This window comes from Achromobacter sp. JUb104, from assembly GCF_024806975.1.
Taxonomy (GTDB): domain Bacteria; phylum Pseudomonadota; class Gammaproteobacteria; order Burkholderiales; family Burkholderiaceae_B; genus Achromobacter; species Achromobacter spanius.
Map to the genome: position 1 here is coordinate 781,043 of NZ_JANUEY010000002.1, position 16,285 is coordinate 797,327.

11 protein-coding genes are annotated in these 16,285 nt (G+C 65.9%); 4 read left to right on the forward strand and 7 right to left on the reverse strand.

Features of this window, described 5'->3' with window-relative positions:
- Positions 1-11 precede the first annotated feature (11 nt).
- Positions 12-2,273 (reverse strand): arginine/lysine/ornithine decarboxylase, encoded by a 2,262-nt coding sequence (locus M2361_RS15460; RefSeq protein WP_046805107.1) that lies wholly within the window; start codon positions 2,271-2,273, stop codon positions 12-14.
- Between the two features lie 239 nt (positions 2,274-2,512).
- Positions 2,513-2,965 (reverse strand): hypothetical protein, encoded by a 453-nt coding sequence (locus tag M2361_RS15465; RefSeq protein WP_259250346.1) that lies wholly within the window; start codon positions 2,963-2,965, stop codon positions 2,513-2,515.
- A 114-nt stretch (positions 2,966-3,079) separates the two neighbouring features.
- Between M2361_RS15465 and M2361_RS15470 the strand changes: the two genes are divergently transcribed.
- On the forward strand, positions 3,080-3,598 hold the full coding sequence (locus M2361_RS15470; RefSeq protein ID WP_259250348.1) for a GNAT family N-acetyltransferase: 519 nt from the start codon (positions 3,080-3,082) through the stop codon (positions 3,596-3,598).
- Positions 3,599-3,707: 109 nt separating this feature from the next.
- Here the strand turns inward: M2361_RS15470 and M2361_RS15475 are convergent, their stop codons facing one another.
- The gene (locus M2361_RS15475) at positions 3,708-4,949 is read right to left on the reverse strand and encodes a diguanylate cyclase (RefSeq protein WP_259250351.1); all 1,242 of its coding nucleotides are present in this window, start codon (positions 4,947-4,949) and stop codon (positions 3,708-3,710) included.
- Between the two features lie 166 nt (positions 4,950-5,115).
- On the opposite strand from M2361_RS15475, the gene M2361_RS15480 reads away from it, so the two are divergent.
- Entirely contained in the window at positions 5,116-5,976 is an 861-nt protein-coding gene (locus tag M2361_RS15480) for a GNAT family N-acetyltransferase (protein WP_259250353.1), read from the forward strand.
- Between the two features lie 88 nt (positions 5,977-6,064).
- Here M2361_RS15480 and dcd read toward each other — a convergent pair whose 3' ends face one another.
- Genes dcd through apbC form a run of 4 tightly spaced genes read right to left on the reverse strand, consistent with a single transcriptional unit; the run spans position 6,065 to position 13,555 of the window.
- On the reverse strand, positions 6,065-6,628 hold the full coding sequence (dcd, locus tag M2361_RS15485; protein ID WP_006221748.1) for a dCTP deaminase: 564 nt from the start codon (positions 6,626-6,628) through the stop codon (positions 6,065-6,067).
- 43 nt (positions 6,629-6,671) lie between these two features.
- Positions 6,672-10,565, reverse strand: a complete 3,894-nt coding sequence (locus M2361_RS15490) for a translocation/assembly module TamB domain-containing protein (RefSeq protein ID WP_259250357.1) — start codon at positions 10,563-10,565, stop codon at positions 6,672-6,674.
- A 2-nt stretch (positions 10,566-10,567) separates the two neighbouring features.
- Positions 10,568-12,463, reverse strand: a complete 1,896-nt coding sequence (locus M2361_RS15495; protein ID WP_259250359.1) for an autotransporter assembly complex family protein — start codon at positions 12,461-12,463, stop codon at positions 10,568-10,570.
- 3 nt (positions 12,464-12,466) lie between these two features.
- Entirely contained in the window at positions 12,467-13,555 is a 1,089-nt protein-coding gene (gene apbC, locus M2361_RS15500; protein ID WP_259250361.1) for an iron-sulfur cluster carrier protein ApbC, read from the reverse strand.
- A gap of 101 nt (positions 13,556-13,656) precedes the next feature.
- Between apbC and M2361_RS15505 the strand changes: the two genes are divergently transcribed.
- Both M2361_RS15505 and metG read left to right on the forward strand, forming a co-directional pair.
- Positions 13,657-13,932, forward strand: a complete 276-nt coding sequence (locus M2361_RS15505; RefSeq protein ID WP_050448114.1) for a hypothetical protein — start codon at positions 13,657-13,659, stop codon at positions 13,930-13,932.
- 252 nt (positions 13,933-14,184) lie between these two features.
- Positions 14,185-16,251 (forward strand): methionine--tRNA ligase, encoded by a 2,067-nt coding sequence (gene metG / locus M2361_RS15510; RefSeq protein ID WP_259250363.1) that lies wholly within the window; start codon positions 14,185-14,187, stop codon positions 16,249-16,251.
- The last annotated feature ends 34 nt before the right edge of the window (positions 16,252-16,285 follow it).

The following is a 16,285-nucleotide window of genomic DNA, read 5'->3' on the forward strand; positions in this document are numbered from 1 at the left end:
CCCGCCGGGTCTTATTCTTCGATCAGGCAATCAACGTAGTAGCGCTTTTCGCCATCCGGACCCAATTCATCGGCCAGGCCGTGAATATAGGTTTCGAAGCCGGGGAAGCGCTCGTTGAATTCACGCGCGAATTGCAGGTACTGCACGATGGTGCGGTTGAAGCGTTCGCCCGGAATCAACAGCGGAATGCCCGGGGGATACGGGGTTAACAGCACGCCCGTGACGCGGCCTTCCAGCTTGTCGATGTCGACGCGCTCGACCTCGCGGTGCGCCATGCGCGCGAAGGCGTCCGACGGCTTCAGCGCCGGCACCATGTCGCTCAGGTACATCTCGGTGGTCAGGCGGGCGACGTCGCGCGCGCGGTAGGCTTCGTGGATTTCCTGGCACAGATCGCGCAGGCCCATGCGCTCGTAGCGGCGATGCACGCGGCAGAAGTCCGGCAGGATGCGCCACAGCGGCTGGTTGCGGTCGTAGTCGTCCTTGAACTGCTGCAACGCGGTCAACAGCGTGTTCCAACGGCCCTTGGTGATGCCGATGGTGAACAGGATGAAGAACGAATACAGGCCGGTCTTTTCAACCACCACGCCGTGCTCGGTCAGGTACTTGGAGACCAGCGCGGCCGGGATGCCGGTTTCGCCGAAGCTGCCCGACATGTCCAGCCCCGGCGTGATGACCGTGGCCTTGATCGGGTCCAGCATGTTGAAGCCTTCGGCCATTTCGCCGAAGCCGTGCCAGTGGTCGTTGGCTTCCAGGATCCATTCGTCGCGGTTGCCGATGCCTTCGGACACCAGGCGGTTCGGGCCCCAGACCTTGAACCACCAGTCGTTCTTGCCGAATTCCGATTCCACCTTGCGCATGGCGCGGCGGAAGTCCAGCGCTTCGCGGATGCTTTCCTCGACCAGCGCGGTGCCTCCGGGCGGTTCCATCATGGCGGCGGCCACGTCGCACGACGCGATGATCGCGTACTGCGGCGACGTCGACGTGTGCATCAGGTACGCCTCGTTGAAGACGTTGCGGTCCAGTTTGCGGGTCTCGGATTCCTGCACGATGATCTGCGAGGCCTGCGAAATGCCGGCCAAGAGCTTGTGCGTGGAGTGCGTGGCGAACACCATCGCGTCCTGGCTGCGCGGGCGGTCCTGGCCGATGGCGTGCATGTCCTGGTAGAACTCGTGGAACGAGGCGTGCGGCAGCCAGGCTTCGTCAAAGTGCAGCGTATCGACATAGCTGCCGAGCTGTTCCTTGATCATTTCCACGTTGTAGATGACACCGTCGTACGTGCTTTGCGTCAGCGTCAGGATGCGCGGATTCTTGTTCACCGCTTCGCGCGCGAAGGGGTTGGCTTCGATCTTCTTGCGGATGTTGTCCGGGTGGAATTCTTCCAGCGGGATCGGCCCAATGATGCCCAGGTGGTTGCGCGTGGGGCGCAGGAACACCGGGATCGCGCCCGTCATCGTGATGGCGTGCAGGATCGACTTGTGGCAGTTGCGGTCCACCACGACAACGTCACCGGCCGCGACGTTGGCGTGCCACACGACCTTGTTGGACGTGGACGTGCCGTTGGTCACGAAGAAGCAGTGGTCGGCGTGGAAGATGCGGGCGGCGTTCAGTTCGGACTCGGCCACGGGGCCGGTGTGGTCCAGCAGTTGGCCCAGTTCGTCCACGGCGTTGCAGACGTCGGCGCGCAGCATGTTTTCACCGAAGAACTGGTGGAACATGCGGCCCACGGGGCTCTTCAGGAAGGCGACGCCGCCCGAGTGGCCCGGGCAGTGCCAGGAATACGAACCGTCTTGCGCGTACTTGACCAGCTCGCGGAAGAACGGCGGCGGCAGCGAATCCACGTAGCTGCGCGCTTCGCGGATGATGTGGCGCGCCACAAATTCGGGGGTGTCCTCGAACATGTGGATGAAGCCGTGCAGCTCGCGCAGGATGTCGTTCGGAATGTGTTCCGACGTGCGCGTCTCGCCATACAGATAGATGGGGATGTCGGCGTTGCGGAAGCGCAGTTCGCCGATGAACATACGCAAGTTCTTGATCGCGCTGGCCACGTCCTCGGGGGAGTCCACGTCGAACTCTTCATCGTCGATCGACAGGATGAAGGCGCTGGCGCGGCTTTGCTGTTGCGCAAACGAACTCAGGTCGCCATAACTGGTTACCCCGATCACCTCGACGCCCTCGGCCTCGATCGCTTCAGATAAGGCACGAATACCCAAACCGGACGCGTTCTCGGAACGGTAGTCCTCGTCGATGATGAAAATGGGGAAGCGAAATTTCATGCAGGCGCTCCTGGGGGCATGGCGGGTTCGGACGCGTAACGCGGCGCGAGTGTACTGCTAGTAAAAATCCGGCTGATGACAGACGGCGCGAGCCCCCGCCGACAGGCGGGAATGGCCGAATTGTAGGGCTGTTTTTCTTTCAGTCCTACGGGAAATCCCCAGATAGGCCGAACGGCCGTTGTCATCGCGCCAAAAGCGGCGGCTTTCGGCGCGGCGGCAGCGGCTGCCAAGGGGAAAACCTACCGGATGGTGCAAGCCTCACCGGCCCGCAAGGCCGAGGTGAACTGCTCGAAGTAGGCGGGAATGGACTCGGTGGCCCCGTCCCGGATGCGGCGCTCGACCTTGGCGATGGCGCCAAAGCAGACTTCGGCCCCGGGGTCGCCGCATACGAGCACGACGGGGTCGTCGTCGTCGCAGACTTCATACAAGCCGCCATGCGCGCGGCGACCCACCTCGTAAAGGTAGGCGGCGGCGCCGACGGTCTGCATGGGGGTCAGGGGCAGGCTGCCCAGGTGGGCGGCCTCTAGCGCGTCATCAAGCGCATGGATGCTGGACAGGGAGTAGTCCAGCACGGCGCCGGTGGATTCGGCGACTTCGACAAAGTGTTGCGCGGCGTCCGCCACCCGCTCGACAAATGCACCCTGCACTTCGTCAAGATTGGCGTCCTGGTTTATCTTGAGGAAACCGAACATCGTTGGCTCCTTTGTGAAAACCGCAAGCGGCAATAGCCCGATTATAGGCGGCGGCTTTGCCTATACTGCCCCGCAAGGCCCACCAACGTTACCTATTCCCAACACTTGACGCCCATGACCTCACCGCTAGTCAGACGCCTGACCACCCCGGATGCCCCGTCTTTACGACGCCTGCGCCTGGATGCGCTGATTGAAACGCCCGAATCGTTCGGATCAAGTTACGAAGAGGAACACACGCTGACACTGGAAGATATCCAGGCGTGGATCGCGCCGCAGAACGATGGCGCGATGTTCGGCGTCTTTGACGACGAGTCGCTGGTGGGCATCGTGGGCGTGGGCCGCCAGCGCAAGTTGAAGATGCGCCACAAGGCGCACATCTGGAGCATGTACGTGGCGCCCGCGCAGCGCGGCCGTGGCTTGGGCCGCTTGCTGATGCAAGCCGCCATCGCGCACGCGCGCACCATGCGCGGCATTCGCCAGGTGCAGTTGAGCGTCACCGCCAACAACGCGGCGGCGGCATCGCTGTACGCCAGCCTGGGGTTCGCGGAATACGGTACCGAGCGCGAATCGCTGTGCGTGAACGGCCAGCTTTATGACGAGACCTTGATGGCGCTGCCGCTCGACGGCAAGTAGTGCGCACGGGCGAGGATCGTTCAAGGTCTTGTCCGACCTCGCAGCCCTGTCAGACCCGATCAGACCCGATCAGGCCCGATCAGGCCCGATCAGACCCAATCAGGCCCGGTCATGCCGCCGAACCGCGCCGCCGCGCGCCATAGGCGCACACCTGATTGCGCCCGCCATCCTTGGCTTTGTACAGCGCCTGGTCGGCCGCCTTGATCACCGCTTCGGGCGCGCGCAAGGCGTCGCCCCGCTCGGCCACGCCGATGCTGACGGTGACACGCATCGGTCGCGCATTGCGTCCACCACGCGCGCCGCGCCGACGCTGGCCGAGCTGGTCCGCCTTGGGCCGCGCCGGCTTATCGCGCAAGCGCATCTGGTACGCCTCGATGGCTCGTCTGACCGACTCCAGATGCGGCATGCTTTCGGCCGCCGTCTTGCCGGGGAACACCAACGTGAATTCTTCACCGCCGTAGCGATACGCCTGGCCGCCTCCCGGCACGCGCCGCAATTGCGAGGCCACCATGCGCAGCACCTGGTCGCCCACGTCATGCCCGTGGGTATCGTTGAACGCCTTGAAATGATCCACGTCGGCCATCGCCAGCGTGTACACGCGGCCCATGCGCTGCAAGCGCTCGTTCAGCGCGCGGCGCCCCGGCAAGCCGGTCAGCTCGTCGCGAAACGCCATGTGAAAGCCTTCGTGCGCCAGCGAGATGCACAGCGCGGTAAGCGCGGCGGCCGACATCAAGGCCAGTTCAATCGGGTGATGCTCGCCGCGCGGCAAGGCCCACGCCATGCACACAAAGCCCAACCATTGCCCCGCCTGCTGCGGACGCCCGTAGCGCAGCAGCAGCAAGGTCAGCGTCAAGCCGGTGCCCAGCAGCGCCACCAGGGCTTCAATGGGCACGCCCAGGCGCGCCAGCTTGCCTTGCACGGCCAGGGTGCCGAACACTTCCACCATGCCGTCCTTGCCGATCAGTGCAATGCCCGCCACACCGACGGCGATCAGCCCTGCGCGCAAGGCAAGGTCCAGCAGCATGTTGGAACGTTCCGCCCACAGCGCGTTGATGGTGTAAGCCACCGCCCACCAGGCCAGCGCGGGCCCCAGCGCCCAGGGCGCCTCGCGCGCCAGCGTTGGCCACAACACGGTGGCGGCCAGCACGCACAGCATCAGCGCCAAGGTTTGCGAACGCTGGTACATCAGGCAGATCGCCGCGCCAATCAACGCCATCACCCAAGGCACGAACGGCACAATCAATGTGAGCGCCGGCGGCCATTCCCGCCACAGCATGAGCGCGACCGCGGCGGCGACTGGCAGCGCGGGATAAAACAACAGGGGCAGCCAGGGAATATGGGGGTAACGCACGGGGGTCGGGCCTTGCTCAGCTTGCAGAGATGACGTCGCCAAATCGGCAAACACATATATCCTTTTTACGGTCGCGGGCGGGGGTTCTTTAGCGCTTGCGCCGCAACACCGCGGACGCACCGTGTGCGTGATATGGTTTTCTTCCGTCTCACACAGGAACGCCTTCATGCAGCTTCTCGTCAATATCGATGTGCCCGATCTGGATCACGCCGTTGACTTCTATCAGCGCGCATTCGGGCTGACGCTGCATCGACGGCTGGGGCCGAAGGCGGCGGAAATGCACGGCGCCAACGCCCCCATCTACCTGCTTGAAAAAGCCGCGGGCACGCGTGCGACCAGCGCCTCGCCGCAATGGCGCGACTATGCACGCCACTGGACGCCGGTGCATCTGGACGTGGTGGTGCCCGACGTGGACCGCGCGGTCGATCAGGCCGTGGCGGCCGGCGCGCACCTGGAAGACGCCGCCACGACCCACGCCTGGGGCCGCATCGCGCACCTGAGCGACCCCTACGGCCATGGCATCTGCATTCTGCAATTTCTGGGCCGGGGCTATGACGAGCTGGTGGACGACACCGACGTGCGAATCGCACCCGTTGCGGCCGCTGATTTCGACGCGCTGGCGGACATTCGCGTCGAGGCCATGCGCGACAGCCTGGAACGGGTGGGCCGCTTTGACGCCGACCGGGCACGCGCGCGGCTACGCGACAACTTCCGCCCGGATTGCACCTGGTGGATAGAACAGGGCGGACAGCGGGTGGGGTTTTATGCACTGCGGCCAGATGGCCAGGGCCTGCGGCTGGACCACTTGTATCTGGTACCCGCCGCGCAGGGCCAGGGCTTGGGCGGCCGTGTCCTGCAAGGCATTCTGGAAGACGCCGACCGGCGTGGGTTGCCGGTCAGCGTGGGCGCGCTACGCGGTAGCGACGCCAACCGGTTTTATCGCCGGCACGGCTTCGTGCAGACCGGCGAGACCGAATGGGATATTGCCTACCTGCGCGAGTGTCCGCGTCAGGAACTGCGTCAGTAACTACGCCAGTAACTACGCCAGTAAGGGCATCAACAACTGCATCAGCAACCGCTCAACGGCCAGCGCGCGGCGCCCGCGCGCCGAGCCATCAGGTGCGCGGCAAGGTCACGCCGCGCTGGCCCTGGTACTTGCCGCCCCGGTCCGCGTACGAGGTCTCGCAGACTTCGTCGCTTTCCAAAAACAGCATCTGCGCGCAGCCTTCGCCGGCGTAGATCTTGGCGGGCAGCGGCGTGGTGTTCGAGAATTCCAGCGTGACGTGGCCTTCCCATTCGGGCTCCAGCGGCGTCACGTTGACGATGATGCCGCAGCGCGCGTAGGTGCTCTTGCCCAGGCAGATGGTCAGCACGCTGCGCGGAATGCGGAAGTATTCCACCGTGCGGGCCAGGGCGAAAGAGTTCGGCGGGATGATGCAAACATCACCCTTGAAGTCCACGAACGAGCCTTCGTCGAAGTTCTTGGGGTCGACGATGGTGGAATTGATGTTCGTGAAGATCTTGAATTCGTCGGCGCAACGCACGTCGTAGCCGTAGCTGCTGGTGCCGTAGCTGACGATGCGCCCGCCATTGGCCGTGCGGACCTGGCCCGGTTCAAAGGGTTCGATCATGCCGGCGTCGGCCTGGCGGCGGATCCAGCGGTCGCTTTTGATGCTCATGGTGGCAATGGTGCTAAAGGGGATGAAGTGGGGGCCATTTTACTCAGTTCCCCCAGAACGTCCGGTAGACCAGGGCAATACCGTTCACTGATCCGCCCTTCAGGTCCACCGACAGCCCGCGCGCCAGCCGGTAACTGGCTCGGCCCACGGTCTCGCTGCCCGCCAGCCCCTGCTCGACGCTCAGCGTAATGCCGTTGGCGAACGATTTGCTGGCCACCAGGAACTGGGTGGCCAACTGGCTGTTGCTGTCCCGGTTTACGTTACCCGCCACGGTGCGGTCGGGCAGGATGCTGCCCGAACTGCCAATGTTGCCGGTACGCACGCTGACGTCGTCCAGTCCGAACTGCTTGTAGAACGGCTGCCCGCCCCCCAGCAGCGCGGTGCCCACCGATACCAGCAGCGCTGCGTCGCTGCCGCTTTCGTCGGGCCCCCGGCCCAGCAGCAGCCACGACAGCTTTTCCACGTCGCTGACGTCGGGGTAGGACACCAGGTCGATACGCGGACGCTGGGCGGTGCCCACCACCTTGACACCGGCTTCCACCTGTTCGCCCGTCCGCAACGCCTCGATATCCAGTATCGGGTTGTCCAGCCGACCTTGGAACGTCAGCGTGCCACGGGTCAGCCGCAGCTTCTGGCCATAGGCCTCGATGCCGCCGCCCCGCGTGCGCAAGGCGCCCACACCCGTCAGGCGACCGTCATTCAGCAGGATCCGGATGGAACCGAGCAGGCCGGCGTCCAGCCCCATGCCCGTGATGTAGAAGCGCGGCCCCATGTCGAACTTCAGGTTCATGCTGGTTTGCAGCGGCGTGGATACCGTGGCGCCGTCCTCGCCGGCGCGGATGACTCTCACGTCGTCGTCCAGCGACGGCACGCCCTGCAGGATTTCCAGGCTGAACCAGCCGGCGTCGGCTTTCAGGTCGCCCACGATATCAATGCGCGGCATGGCCGCCGTCAGGTTGATGGTGCCGGAGACCATGGCGTAGCGGTCCGAGCGTTGCAGCGCCGGGAAGCGGTACAGCGTCAGCTTGATGTTGCCGCCGCCATCCATGATGTTCCACTGCCCGCTCGCCTCGGCGTAGCCGCCCTTGGCCTCCGGGTTGGTCGTGATCCATTCCTTGGTGCGCCATTCGGCGGGCATCACGCGCAGCGCCGCCGGAAAGCGCAGGCTGTCCAGCACCAGGCGCTGACCATCCAGCCGCGCCGACAGCGTGCCGTCGACTAGGCGCACGCCGTCGTCGATGCGCACCACGCGCAGCTTGTCGCCCCGGATGGTGCCGGTGGCCGCCCATTTTCCGGCCAGCGTGCCTTGGACATCGATATTGGCCTTGACCGCGCCGCCCACTTCCATCGTGTCGCCCACGAACAGGCTGACCCAGGCCAGGTCGGCAATGTCGGCGTCAAGTTTGGCGCGCAGGGGCTGGCGCTCGTCCAGGGCCATGCCGCCGTTGGCGTCCATGCGCAGCACGGCCGTGCCGGTGCCGCTGACGGTACCCATCTTATTGGTGGCCAGATTGATCTTGGCGTCCAGGCGGCTGGCGTTGGGGGACGTGGGCGTAGCGGTCAGATCCAGCACCAATGCCTTTAACCCGAGCGGAATGGGCGGGTCGCCGGGAATCAGCAGATCGCCTTCACGGCGGGCGATGCGGGCCTTGCCGGCCAACCGGCCGTCGAATTTAAGGTCCCACAGCACGTCCAGCGCAATGCGGCGCTGGCCCTCGGGCACCATGGCGTTCACGCGCGACGGGCCCTTGCCCAGTTTGCTGGCGGCGTCGGGGTCGATGGCGCCGATCACCTGGCGGGCCATGGCGGCGGTAATGACCAGGTTGTCGGCCTGGCCGGCGGTTTCCCAGCGCTTGCCGCCCCCGCGCGAGCCTTGGTGCGACAGGGTCAGCCGTTCCTTGCCCGGCAAGGTCACGCTGAGCACGGTCTGCCCCACCTGCCATTGCCATTGCGGATGCACGGCCGAGGGCAGATAGGCCAAGGACACCGGCCGGTCCGCCGCCACGGTGAAGCCGGCGGTATCCGCCGTCAGCCGCGAAAAGGCGCCGCGCCAGCCGGCCAGGGCCGAGTCAGGCTGGCCTGCCGGGCCCTTGCCCCAGCCGCCAGTGAAGACAATATTCGCCTTGGCTGGGGCTTGGCCCAGGACGCCCGCGCGCGTTTTGGCGGGCGTATAGCCAGCGCTCAGCTCGCCGCGATGCGCGGCCACGGTGCCGGCGACATTGCCCTTGAGTTCCGCGCCACCGGGGATGCCGGGCCAGAAAGCGTCCAACTGGGGCGCTTGCGCGTCCAGGGTCAGGGTGCCGTCATTGGCGTCCATCTCGCCCGATGCCTGGATGCGGTTGCGGCCCAGTTTCAGGTCCACGTCCAGACCGTGGATACGCAGCCCGGCCAGCGGGTCGGCGGTGGGGGACGGGGATGTGGTGGCTGCCGCGGCATCGGCTGCCGTCGCATCGGCTGCCGCAGCATCGGCTGCCGCGGCATCGGCCGCCGTGGCATCGGCCGCCGTGGCATCGGCCACCGCAGCATCGGCTGCCGCAGCATCGGCTGCCGCAGCAATATCCACTTGGGCCTTGAGGCTGCCGGTCAAGGGCTGCTTGTTCCAGCGGGTGCCGTCTTCAAAGCGCAGGTCGACGGCAGCGTGGCGCAACTGGCTCAGGTTTTCGATGTCTGCCTGCACGTCGCCGCGCACGGTCAGCACCGCCGGCGGAATCGCCTCGCCCAGCCAGGGCGCCAAATCAAGTCGCTGCGCGCTGATGGTGCCCACGATGCGTTCGCGGCCCGCCCCCTGCTGCGCCGGGTCGGATTGCAGGTCCAACTGCGCGGCCAGGGCCGATTTGTCGGGCAGCTGGACGTTGACCCGGGCGCTGCGCAACACCAACGCCGTGCGCGGCGCCAAGTCAGCTACTACGTTCAGCAGCAAGCCGGAACCGTCGCCGTCCAGCTTGGCCTGGACACCCTCCATCGACCCGGCGGCATCGGCGCGCAACACCACTTGGCAGGCGGGCGGCGGCGGGCCTGCCAACTGGGACGAGCCGGCGGACGGGGCGCCGACCTTGGCGGGTGCCGACGAGCCGGTCTTGGCATCGGCCTGGAGCTTGGGATCTGCCGGGCGCTTGGGATCGGACTTGGCGTTGGGATCGGACTTGGCTTTGGAGTCGGGCTTGGCGTTCGCTTCGGATGGCGACTTGGGCGACTTGGCATCGGCCTGCTTGCCGGCCGCCGTCTGGCTTGCCGCCATCACGCCGCTTAATTTGTCTGCTTGGCACAAGGGAGAGTCGGGGCCGGATCCGCGCGCGGTCACGTCCAGGCGCGCGGCGAAGGGCCAGGGGTCCGCCATGCCTTGGAGTTCGGCCTCGCCGGACACCTGCGCCTCGCCCACCTCGTGGCCGACGCGCAGCGAGGCAATGCGCAACTGCGCGCCCTGCTTGCCGGCCGCGAACGTGGCGCTCAGGTCGCCCAGCGTGACCGGCAGAGGCTGACCATCCTGTTCCAGGTGGAAGTCACCCAACGCAACGCGGTCCACCGCGATATCCACGGGCAGCGACGGCAGCGTAAACGGTTCGCCGTCATCCTCGGGGGCAGGCACGTCGGCCTGGGTCGTCAAGGCCACGCGCACCGACCCCGCCGATACGTCGCGCACATGCAGCCGCCGGTCGCCCAGCGCGCGCCAATTAACCTGCAGATGCAGCTCGCTGACGTCGATGCGCGTACCGCCGCCAACATCCAGGTCCAGCTTGCCCACGGTTACGCCGCGCAGCAGCGAACCCTGTACGTCCAGCGCCTGGCCGTCCAGTTGTTGCGCGGCCGTCGTCAACAGCAGCCGCGTTCCGTTCTGCGACCCCACCAGCCAGAACAGAAAGCCGGCTGCCAACAACAGCAGCATCGCCAAGCCGGGCAACCACCACACCAGCACCTGGCGCAGGAACTTGCGCAACATCCTCAAAACGCGATCCCCAACGAAAAGTGCAGACGCAGGTCGCGCTCACGCTGGCCGTAAGCCACGTCCAGGGACAGCGGGCCGGCGGGCGTGCGCACCCGCGCGCCCACGCCGTAGCCCAGGGCCAGCGACATGTCGCCGAACGATTCCGCGGCATCACCCGCGTCCAGAAACACACCCATGCCCCAGCGCTCGTCGAAGTAATGGTCGTATTCGATGCTGCCGACAACCAGCGTGGGCGCGCCCACCACCGCGTTGTCGCGCTGCACGCCGATGCTCTGGTACTTGTAGCCGCGAATGGACCGCGCGCCACCCGTGCGAAAGCCGAAGTCGTCAGGCACCTGCACCTTGCTGCTGGACCACACCCGCCCGACCTCGCCGCGCACGGTCAGCACGTCCAGCTTGCCGATGGGCCACCATTTCTGCGCGCGCAGCCGGGCGCGGGTATAGGGTTCGCCGGTGTCCAGCGTGACGCCCACGCCGCCGCCCACGGCGATCAGGTTGCCCTCGCGCGGGTTGTACTTGTTGTCCACGTCGCGGCGCAGCCATTCGGCCGTGGCGGTGAGCGTGGGCAAGGTGTATTCGTCGCCGCCATCGATCTTCACGTGATCTTGCGCCAGCAACAGGCCCCAACGGGTTTCGTATTCCACGCGGCTGTCGCCCGCGCCCTTGCGCTCTTGCAGGCGCGTGGCGCCCAGGGCATAGCGCGTCACTTCCAGGCCCTGGATGTCGGAATGGTCGGCCAGGACGCCGATTGAATCCTTGTAGCCGCGCTCGGTCGGCGGCAGCAGGAAGTCGGCGTAGGCGCGCTGGCGCAGCCGGTCCACGCCGAAACCGGTTTCCATGGTGACGGGCTGGCCAAACACCACGTTCTGCCGGTACAGCGATTCCACCCGCACGCCCGCTTCGTCGTCCAAGCCGATCGAGGCCGTGAAGCGCTTGGGCGGCGCTTCGACCACGCGCACCTGCACCGGCAGGGTCACTTCGCCGTCGGAATCATAGGTGGGCGGCGGAGGCGGGACGGCGCCGGATACGGACGGGTCGCCCGCCGGCGTTTCCGCGGCCAGGTCGGTGGAGCCCGGCGCGCGGGCACGATCGACATTCACGTCGGTCGCCTGCGACTGGGCGCTGCCGGGGGTCTCCAGCGACACGAATGCGCCGCGAAAGAAGGCGGTGGATTGCAGGTCCTGCTGCCAGGAGTCCAGCCGGTTCTGGTCATAGGCCGCGCCCACGGAATAGCGCACGTAGCGCTCGACCAGCTTGTTGGGCACGCGCTTCAAGCCTTCGGTATTGAGCTCGCCCATGCGAACCTGGGGCCCACTGTCGATCGTGACGTGCAAGGCGGCCGAGGCCGTGTCGGCGGTGATGTCGGCCTGCGAGGCCGTCATGCGCGCCAGCATGAAATCGCGCGTGGAAACGTCGTCCAGCAACGTCGACTTGGCGCGGTTCCAATCGCTATTGATGAACGGCTGGCCGGCCTTGAGCTGCCAGTCGTCGCGCAGCTTCTGCACGCGCTGGGCATATTCAGGCCGCGTAATGCGGCCCGTGAATTTCAGGTCCACGGACGAGACGGTCGTGCGCTTGCCCGCCACGATGCCGATATCCCAGGTTTCTCCGCCGATGTCGGTACCCGCCTCCAGCGTCACCTTGGGTGAAAAATACCCCTGCGTGGCCAGCGCGGCCAGCGTCGCGTCGCGCGCGCGCCGACGCAGCCGGTTGATTTCCCCGCCGTCCTGGTCTTCGGCCAGACGCGCAATGGCGTCAACCGCCTCGGTAATCGCCGTCAGCGCGGCCGGGGGCACGCCCCCTGGGTCCACGATGATTTCCGGGCGCTTGGCCAAGGCCTCGCCCGACACCACGCAGAGTCCTGCCAGAAAGGCGCGTGCTGCCCACCGCATGCGTCACGTCGGCTGCTGGACGACGATGGACGGGAATTTTCCGGCCATGTCGCGCGGAAGCGCCGCGACGCCCGCTGCAAGCTTGCGCGCAATGCCGCGATACAGCGCGGCGGCTTCGCTACCCGCGTCCGACACCACGGTGGGTTTGCCGGCATCCGTCTGTTCGCGGATGGCCAGCGTCAAGGGCAGGCTGCCCAGCCAGGGCGTCTGGTACTGCTCGGCCATGCGCTGGCCGCCGCCCTCGCCAAAGATATGTTCGGCGTGCCCGCATTGCGAGCAGATGTGGATGGCCATGTTTTCGACCACGCCCAGAATCGGCACGTCCACCTTCTGGAACATGCGCAAGCCCTTGCGGGCGTCCAGCAGCGCCACGTCCTGCGGCGTGGTGACGATCACCGCGCCCACCACCGGCACCTTCTGCGCCAGCGTCAGCGCCACGTCGCCCGTGCCGGGAGGCATGTCGACGATCAGGTAATCCAGGTCGCGCCAGTTGGTCTGGCGCAGCAACTGTTCCAGCGCCTGCGTCACCATGGGGCCGCGCCAGATGGCCGGCGAATCGGCGTCGATCAGGAAACCAATGGAATTGGCCTGCAAGCCATGGCCCGTCAGCGGTTCCATGCTTTTGTTGTCCAGGCTTTCGGGGCGGCCCGAAATGCCCAGCATCGTCGGCACGCTGGGGCCGTAGATATCGGCGTCCAGCACGCCTACCTTGGCGCCATCGGCCGCCAGGGCCAGCGCCAGGTTGACGGCGGTGGTGCTCTTGCCCACGCCGCCCTTGCCGGAGGCCACGGCAATGATGTTGCGCACGTTGGGCAGCGGCTTCAAGCCCTTCTGCACCGCGTGGGCGGCAACCTTCCAGGTGATGGTGATTTGCGCATCGGGCACGCCGGCGGTGGCCAGGGCGGCGGCGGCAATGGCGGCGATTTCATCGCGCACGCCATCGGCGGGGTAGCCCAATTCCAGCGTGACGGCGGGGCGGGCGCCCGCCAGCTGGATGTCACGATCTTTTACAGAAACGCCCAGGTCCAAACCCGTGTTGGGGTCGCGCGCGGCGCGCAAGGCGGCGCGGATGTTATCTATCGTTATACTCATGTCACTATGGTTCCGTAGGCAGCGCGGCTTCTGCGGGCCGCCATCCCCTAAAGGATAGCGGATACGCGGGAACCTTTCGCTGCGTTTTGCATCCGACCTTCATGACCAACACACTTATCCGCTTCTTCCGTGCCGTCCTATTCGCCGCCCTGGCCTTGATCGGTATGGCGATGGCGCTGGTCTTCATGCTCTCCACGGCGCTTGCCGTGGCGATCCTGTACGTGGTCGCCAAGGTGCGTGGCAAACCTTTCGGCGTCCGCGCCTACTGGAGCCAACGCCAAGGCGCCCGACCGGGTCCATTCCAGTCCGCCACCGCCCCGTTCGCCACGCAGCCGCGTGGCGATGTGATCGACGTCGAAGCACGCGAAATCCGCTAACGGCGGCGCTGCATGACGGCTTGCGCCGCACGCGGCGCAAGCTTGTCGTTGCACGGTACGCCCTCGGGGCCTGTTAGCCGCGCGCTGCAAGCCCCAGCGCCACGCCTTGGCCGCTTCCCCTTCAACCCGCCCGAATCGCAGGCTTGCGATCGGCGGGTTGTGTCGTTAGCGGCCGGCGTCGCGGGCAAGACTTCGCCATTGCCCTAAAATGGCCCGCCAATCCCCTTTTTCCTTCAACCTCTGTCGACAACCATGTCTCGCACCCTTTTTGTCACCACAGCGCTGCCCTACGCCAACGGCTCCTTCCACATCGGCCACATCATGGAATACATCCAGGCTGATATCTGGGTCCGTTCGATGCGAATGGCGGGCCACACGGTGCATTTCGTGGGTGCGGACGACGCGCACGGCGCGCCGATCATGCTGAAGGCCGAAAAAGAAGGCATCTCGCCGCAGGCGCTGGTGGCCCGCTATGCCGCCGAGCGCCCGCAGTACCTGAACGGTTTCCATATCCGTTTCGACCACTGGCATTCCACCGATTCCGCCGAGAACGTCGCGCTGTCGCACGACATCTACCGCGCGCTGCGTGCCCAGGACCTGATCGAAACGCGCTCCATCGAGCAGTTCTACGATCCGGTCAAGGGCATGTTCCTGGCCGACCGCTATATCAAGGGCGAATGCCCCAAGTGCCACGCCAAGGACCAATACGGCGATTCCTGCGAGGTTTGCGGCGCCGTCTACGCGCCCACCGAACTCATCAACCCGTATTCGGCCCTGACCGGCGCCACGCCCGTGCTGAAGTCGTCCGACCACTTTTTCTTCAAGTTGTCGGACCCGCGCTGCGTGGAATTCCTGCAGCAATGGACCACCGGTTCCAACGCCAACGGCGGCAAGCACCTGCAACCTGAAATGCTGGCCAAGACCCGCGAATGGCTGGGCGCCGAAGATGGCGAGGCCAAGCTGGGCGACTGGGACATTTCGCGCGATGCGCCCTACTTCGGCATCGACATCCCGGATGCGCCGGGCAAGTATTTCTACGTGTGGCTGGACGCGCCCGTGGGCTACCTGGCGTCGTTGAAGTCGTATTGCGCGGTCAAGGGGCTGGATTTCGACGCCCTGCTCGACCCCAATGGCAGCACCGAACAAGTCCACTTCATCGGCAAGGACATCGTCTACTTCCACGCGCTGTTCTGGCCCGCGATGCTGAAGTTCGCCGGCCGCAAGACGCCGGACCAGGTGAATGTGCACGGCTTCATCACCGTCAGCGGTGAAAAAATGTCCAAGAGCCGCGGCACCGGTATTTCGCCGCTGCGCTACCTGGAACTGGGCATGAACGCCGAGTGGATGCGCTATTACATCGCCGCCAAGTTGAATGCCCGCGTCGAAGACGTGGACTTCAACCCGGAAGATTTCATCGCCCGCGTCAACAGCGACCTGGTCGGCAAATACGTCAACATCGCCAGCCGCGCCGCCAGCTTCATCACCAAGCACTTTGACGGCGTGCTGGGCTATTCCGGCGACACCACGGCGCTGTCGGCGGAATACGCCGAACAGGCTGAATCGATCCGCGCTGCGTTTGAAGCCCGCGAATACAACCGCGCCATCCGCGAAATCATGGCCTACGCCGACCGCATCAACCAGGCGTTTGACACGGCTCAGCCGTGGGTGCTGGCCAAGGGCCTGGCCACCGCTGACGACGCGCAAAAGGCCGCGCTGCAAGACATCTGCTCGCGGTCGCTGGCGGGCTTCAAGGCCTTGTCCGTGATGCTGGCCCCGGTGCTGCCGTCGCTGGCCGAGCGCGTGGCGCTTGAGCTCTTTGGCGCACAAGCCCCGTTCACCTGGGCCGACGCCGCCGTGCTGCCGCAGCGCGTGGCGCCGTTCAAGCACCTGATGCAGCGCGTTGAGCCCCAGATGCTGGAAGACCTGTTCGAGCCGCCCGCCGCTCCCGTGGTGGTGCCCGGCGGCGAACCGGTTGCCGAGACCATTTCCATCGACGATTTCGCCCGCGTCGACCTGCGCATTGCGCAGATCGTCAACTGCGAACACGTCGAAGGCTCGACCAAGCTGCTGCGCCTGACGCTGGACGTGGGCGAAGGCCGTCATCGCAACGTGTTTTCGGGCATCAAGTCGGCATATAAGCCCGAAGATTTGATCGGCAAGCTGACCGTCATGGTGGCCAACCTGGCCCCGCGCAAGATGAAGTTCGGCGTATCCGAAGGCATGGTGCTGGCCGCCAGCCACGCCGACGAAGCGGTGGATGCCGGCATCTACGTGCTGGAACCCTTCCCCGGCGCCAAGCCCGGCATGCGCGTGCGCTGATCGGGATGCGCTAGCCCAGCAAAAACCCGCCAGT

Excerpts from the sequence above, each read along its gene's own strand:
- M2361_RS15460 (WP_046805107.1), bottom strand. The coding sequence starts at position 2,273 with ATGAAATTTCGCTTCCCCATTTTCATCATCGACGAGGACTACCGTTCC.
- M2361_RS15465 (WP_259250346.1), bottom strand. The coding sequence starts at position 2,965 with ATGTTCGGTTTCCTCAAGATAAACCAGGACGCCAATCTTGACGAAGTG.
- M2361_RS15470 (WP_259250348.1), top strand. The coding sequence starts at position 3,080 with ATGACCTCACCGCTAGTCAGACGCCTGACCACCCCGGATGCCCCGTCT.
- M2361_RS15480 (WP_259250353.1), top strand. The coding sequence starts at position 5,116 with ATGCAGCTTCTCGTCAATATCGATGTGCCCGATCTGGATCACGCCGTT.
- dcd (WP_006221748.1), bottom strand. The coding sequence starts at position 6,628 with ATGAGCATCAAAAGCGACCGCTGGATCCGCCGCCAGGCCGACGCCGGC.
- M2361_RS15490 (WP_259250357.1), bottom strand. The coding sequence starts at position 10,565 with ATGTTGCGCAAGTTCCTGCGCCAGGTGCTGGTGTGGTGGTTGCCCGGC.
- M2361_RS15495 (WP_259250359.1), bottom strand. The coding sequence starts at position 12,463 with ATGCGGTGGGCAGCACGCGCCTTTCTGGCAGGACTCTGCGTGGTGTCG.
- apbC (WP_259250361.1), bottom strand. The coding sequence starts at position 13,555 with ATGAGTATAACGATAGATAACATCCGCGCCGCCTTGCGCGCCGCGCGC.
- M2361_RS15505 (WP_050448114.1), top strand. The coding sequence starts at position 13,657 with ATGACCAACACACTTATCCGCTTCTTCCGTGCCGTCCTATTCGCCGCC.
- metG (WP_259250363.1), top strand. The coding sequence starts at position 14,185 with ATGTCTCGCACCCTTTTTGTCACCACAGCGCTGCCCTACGCCAACGGC.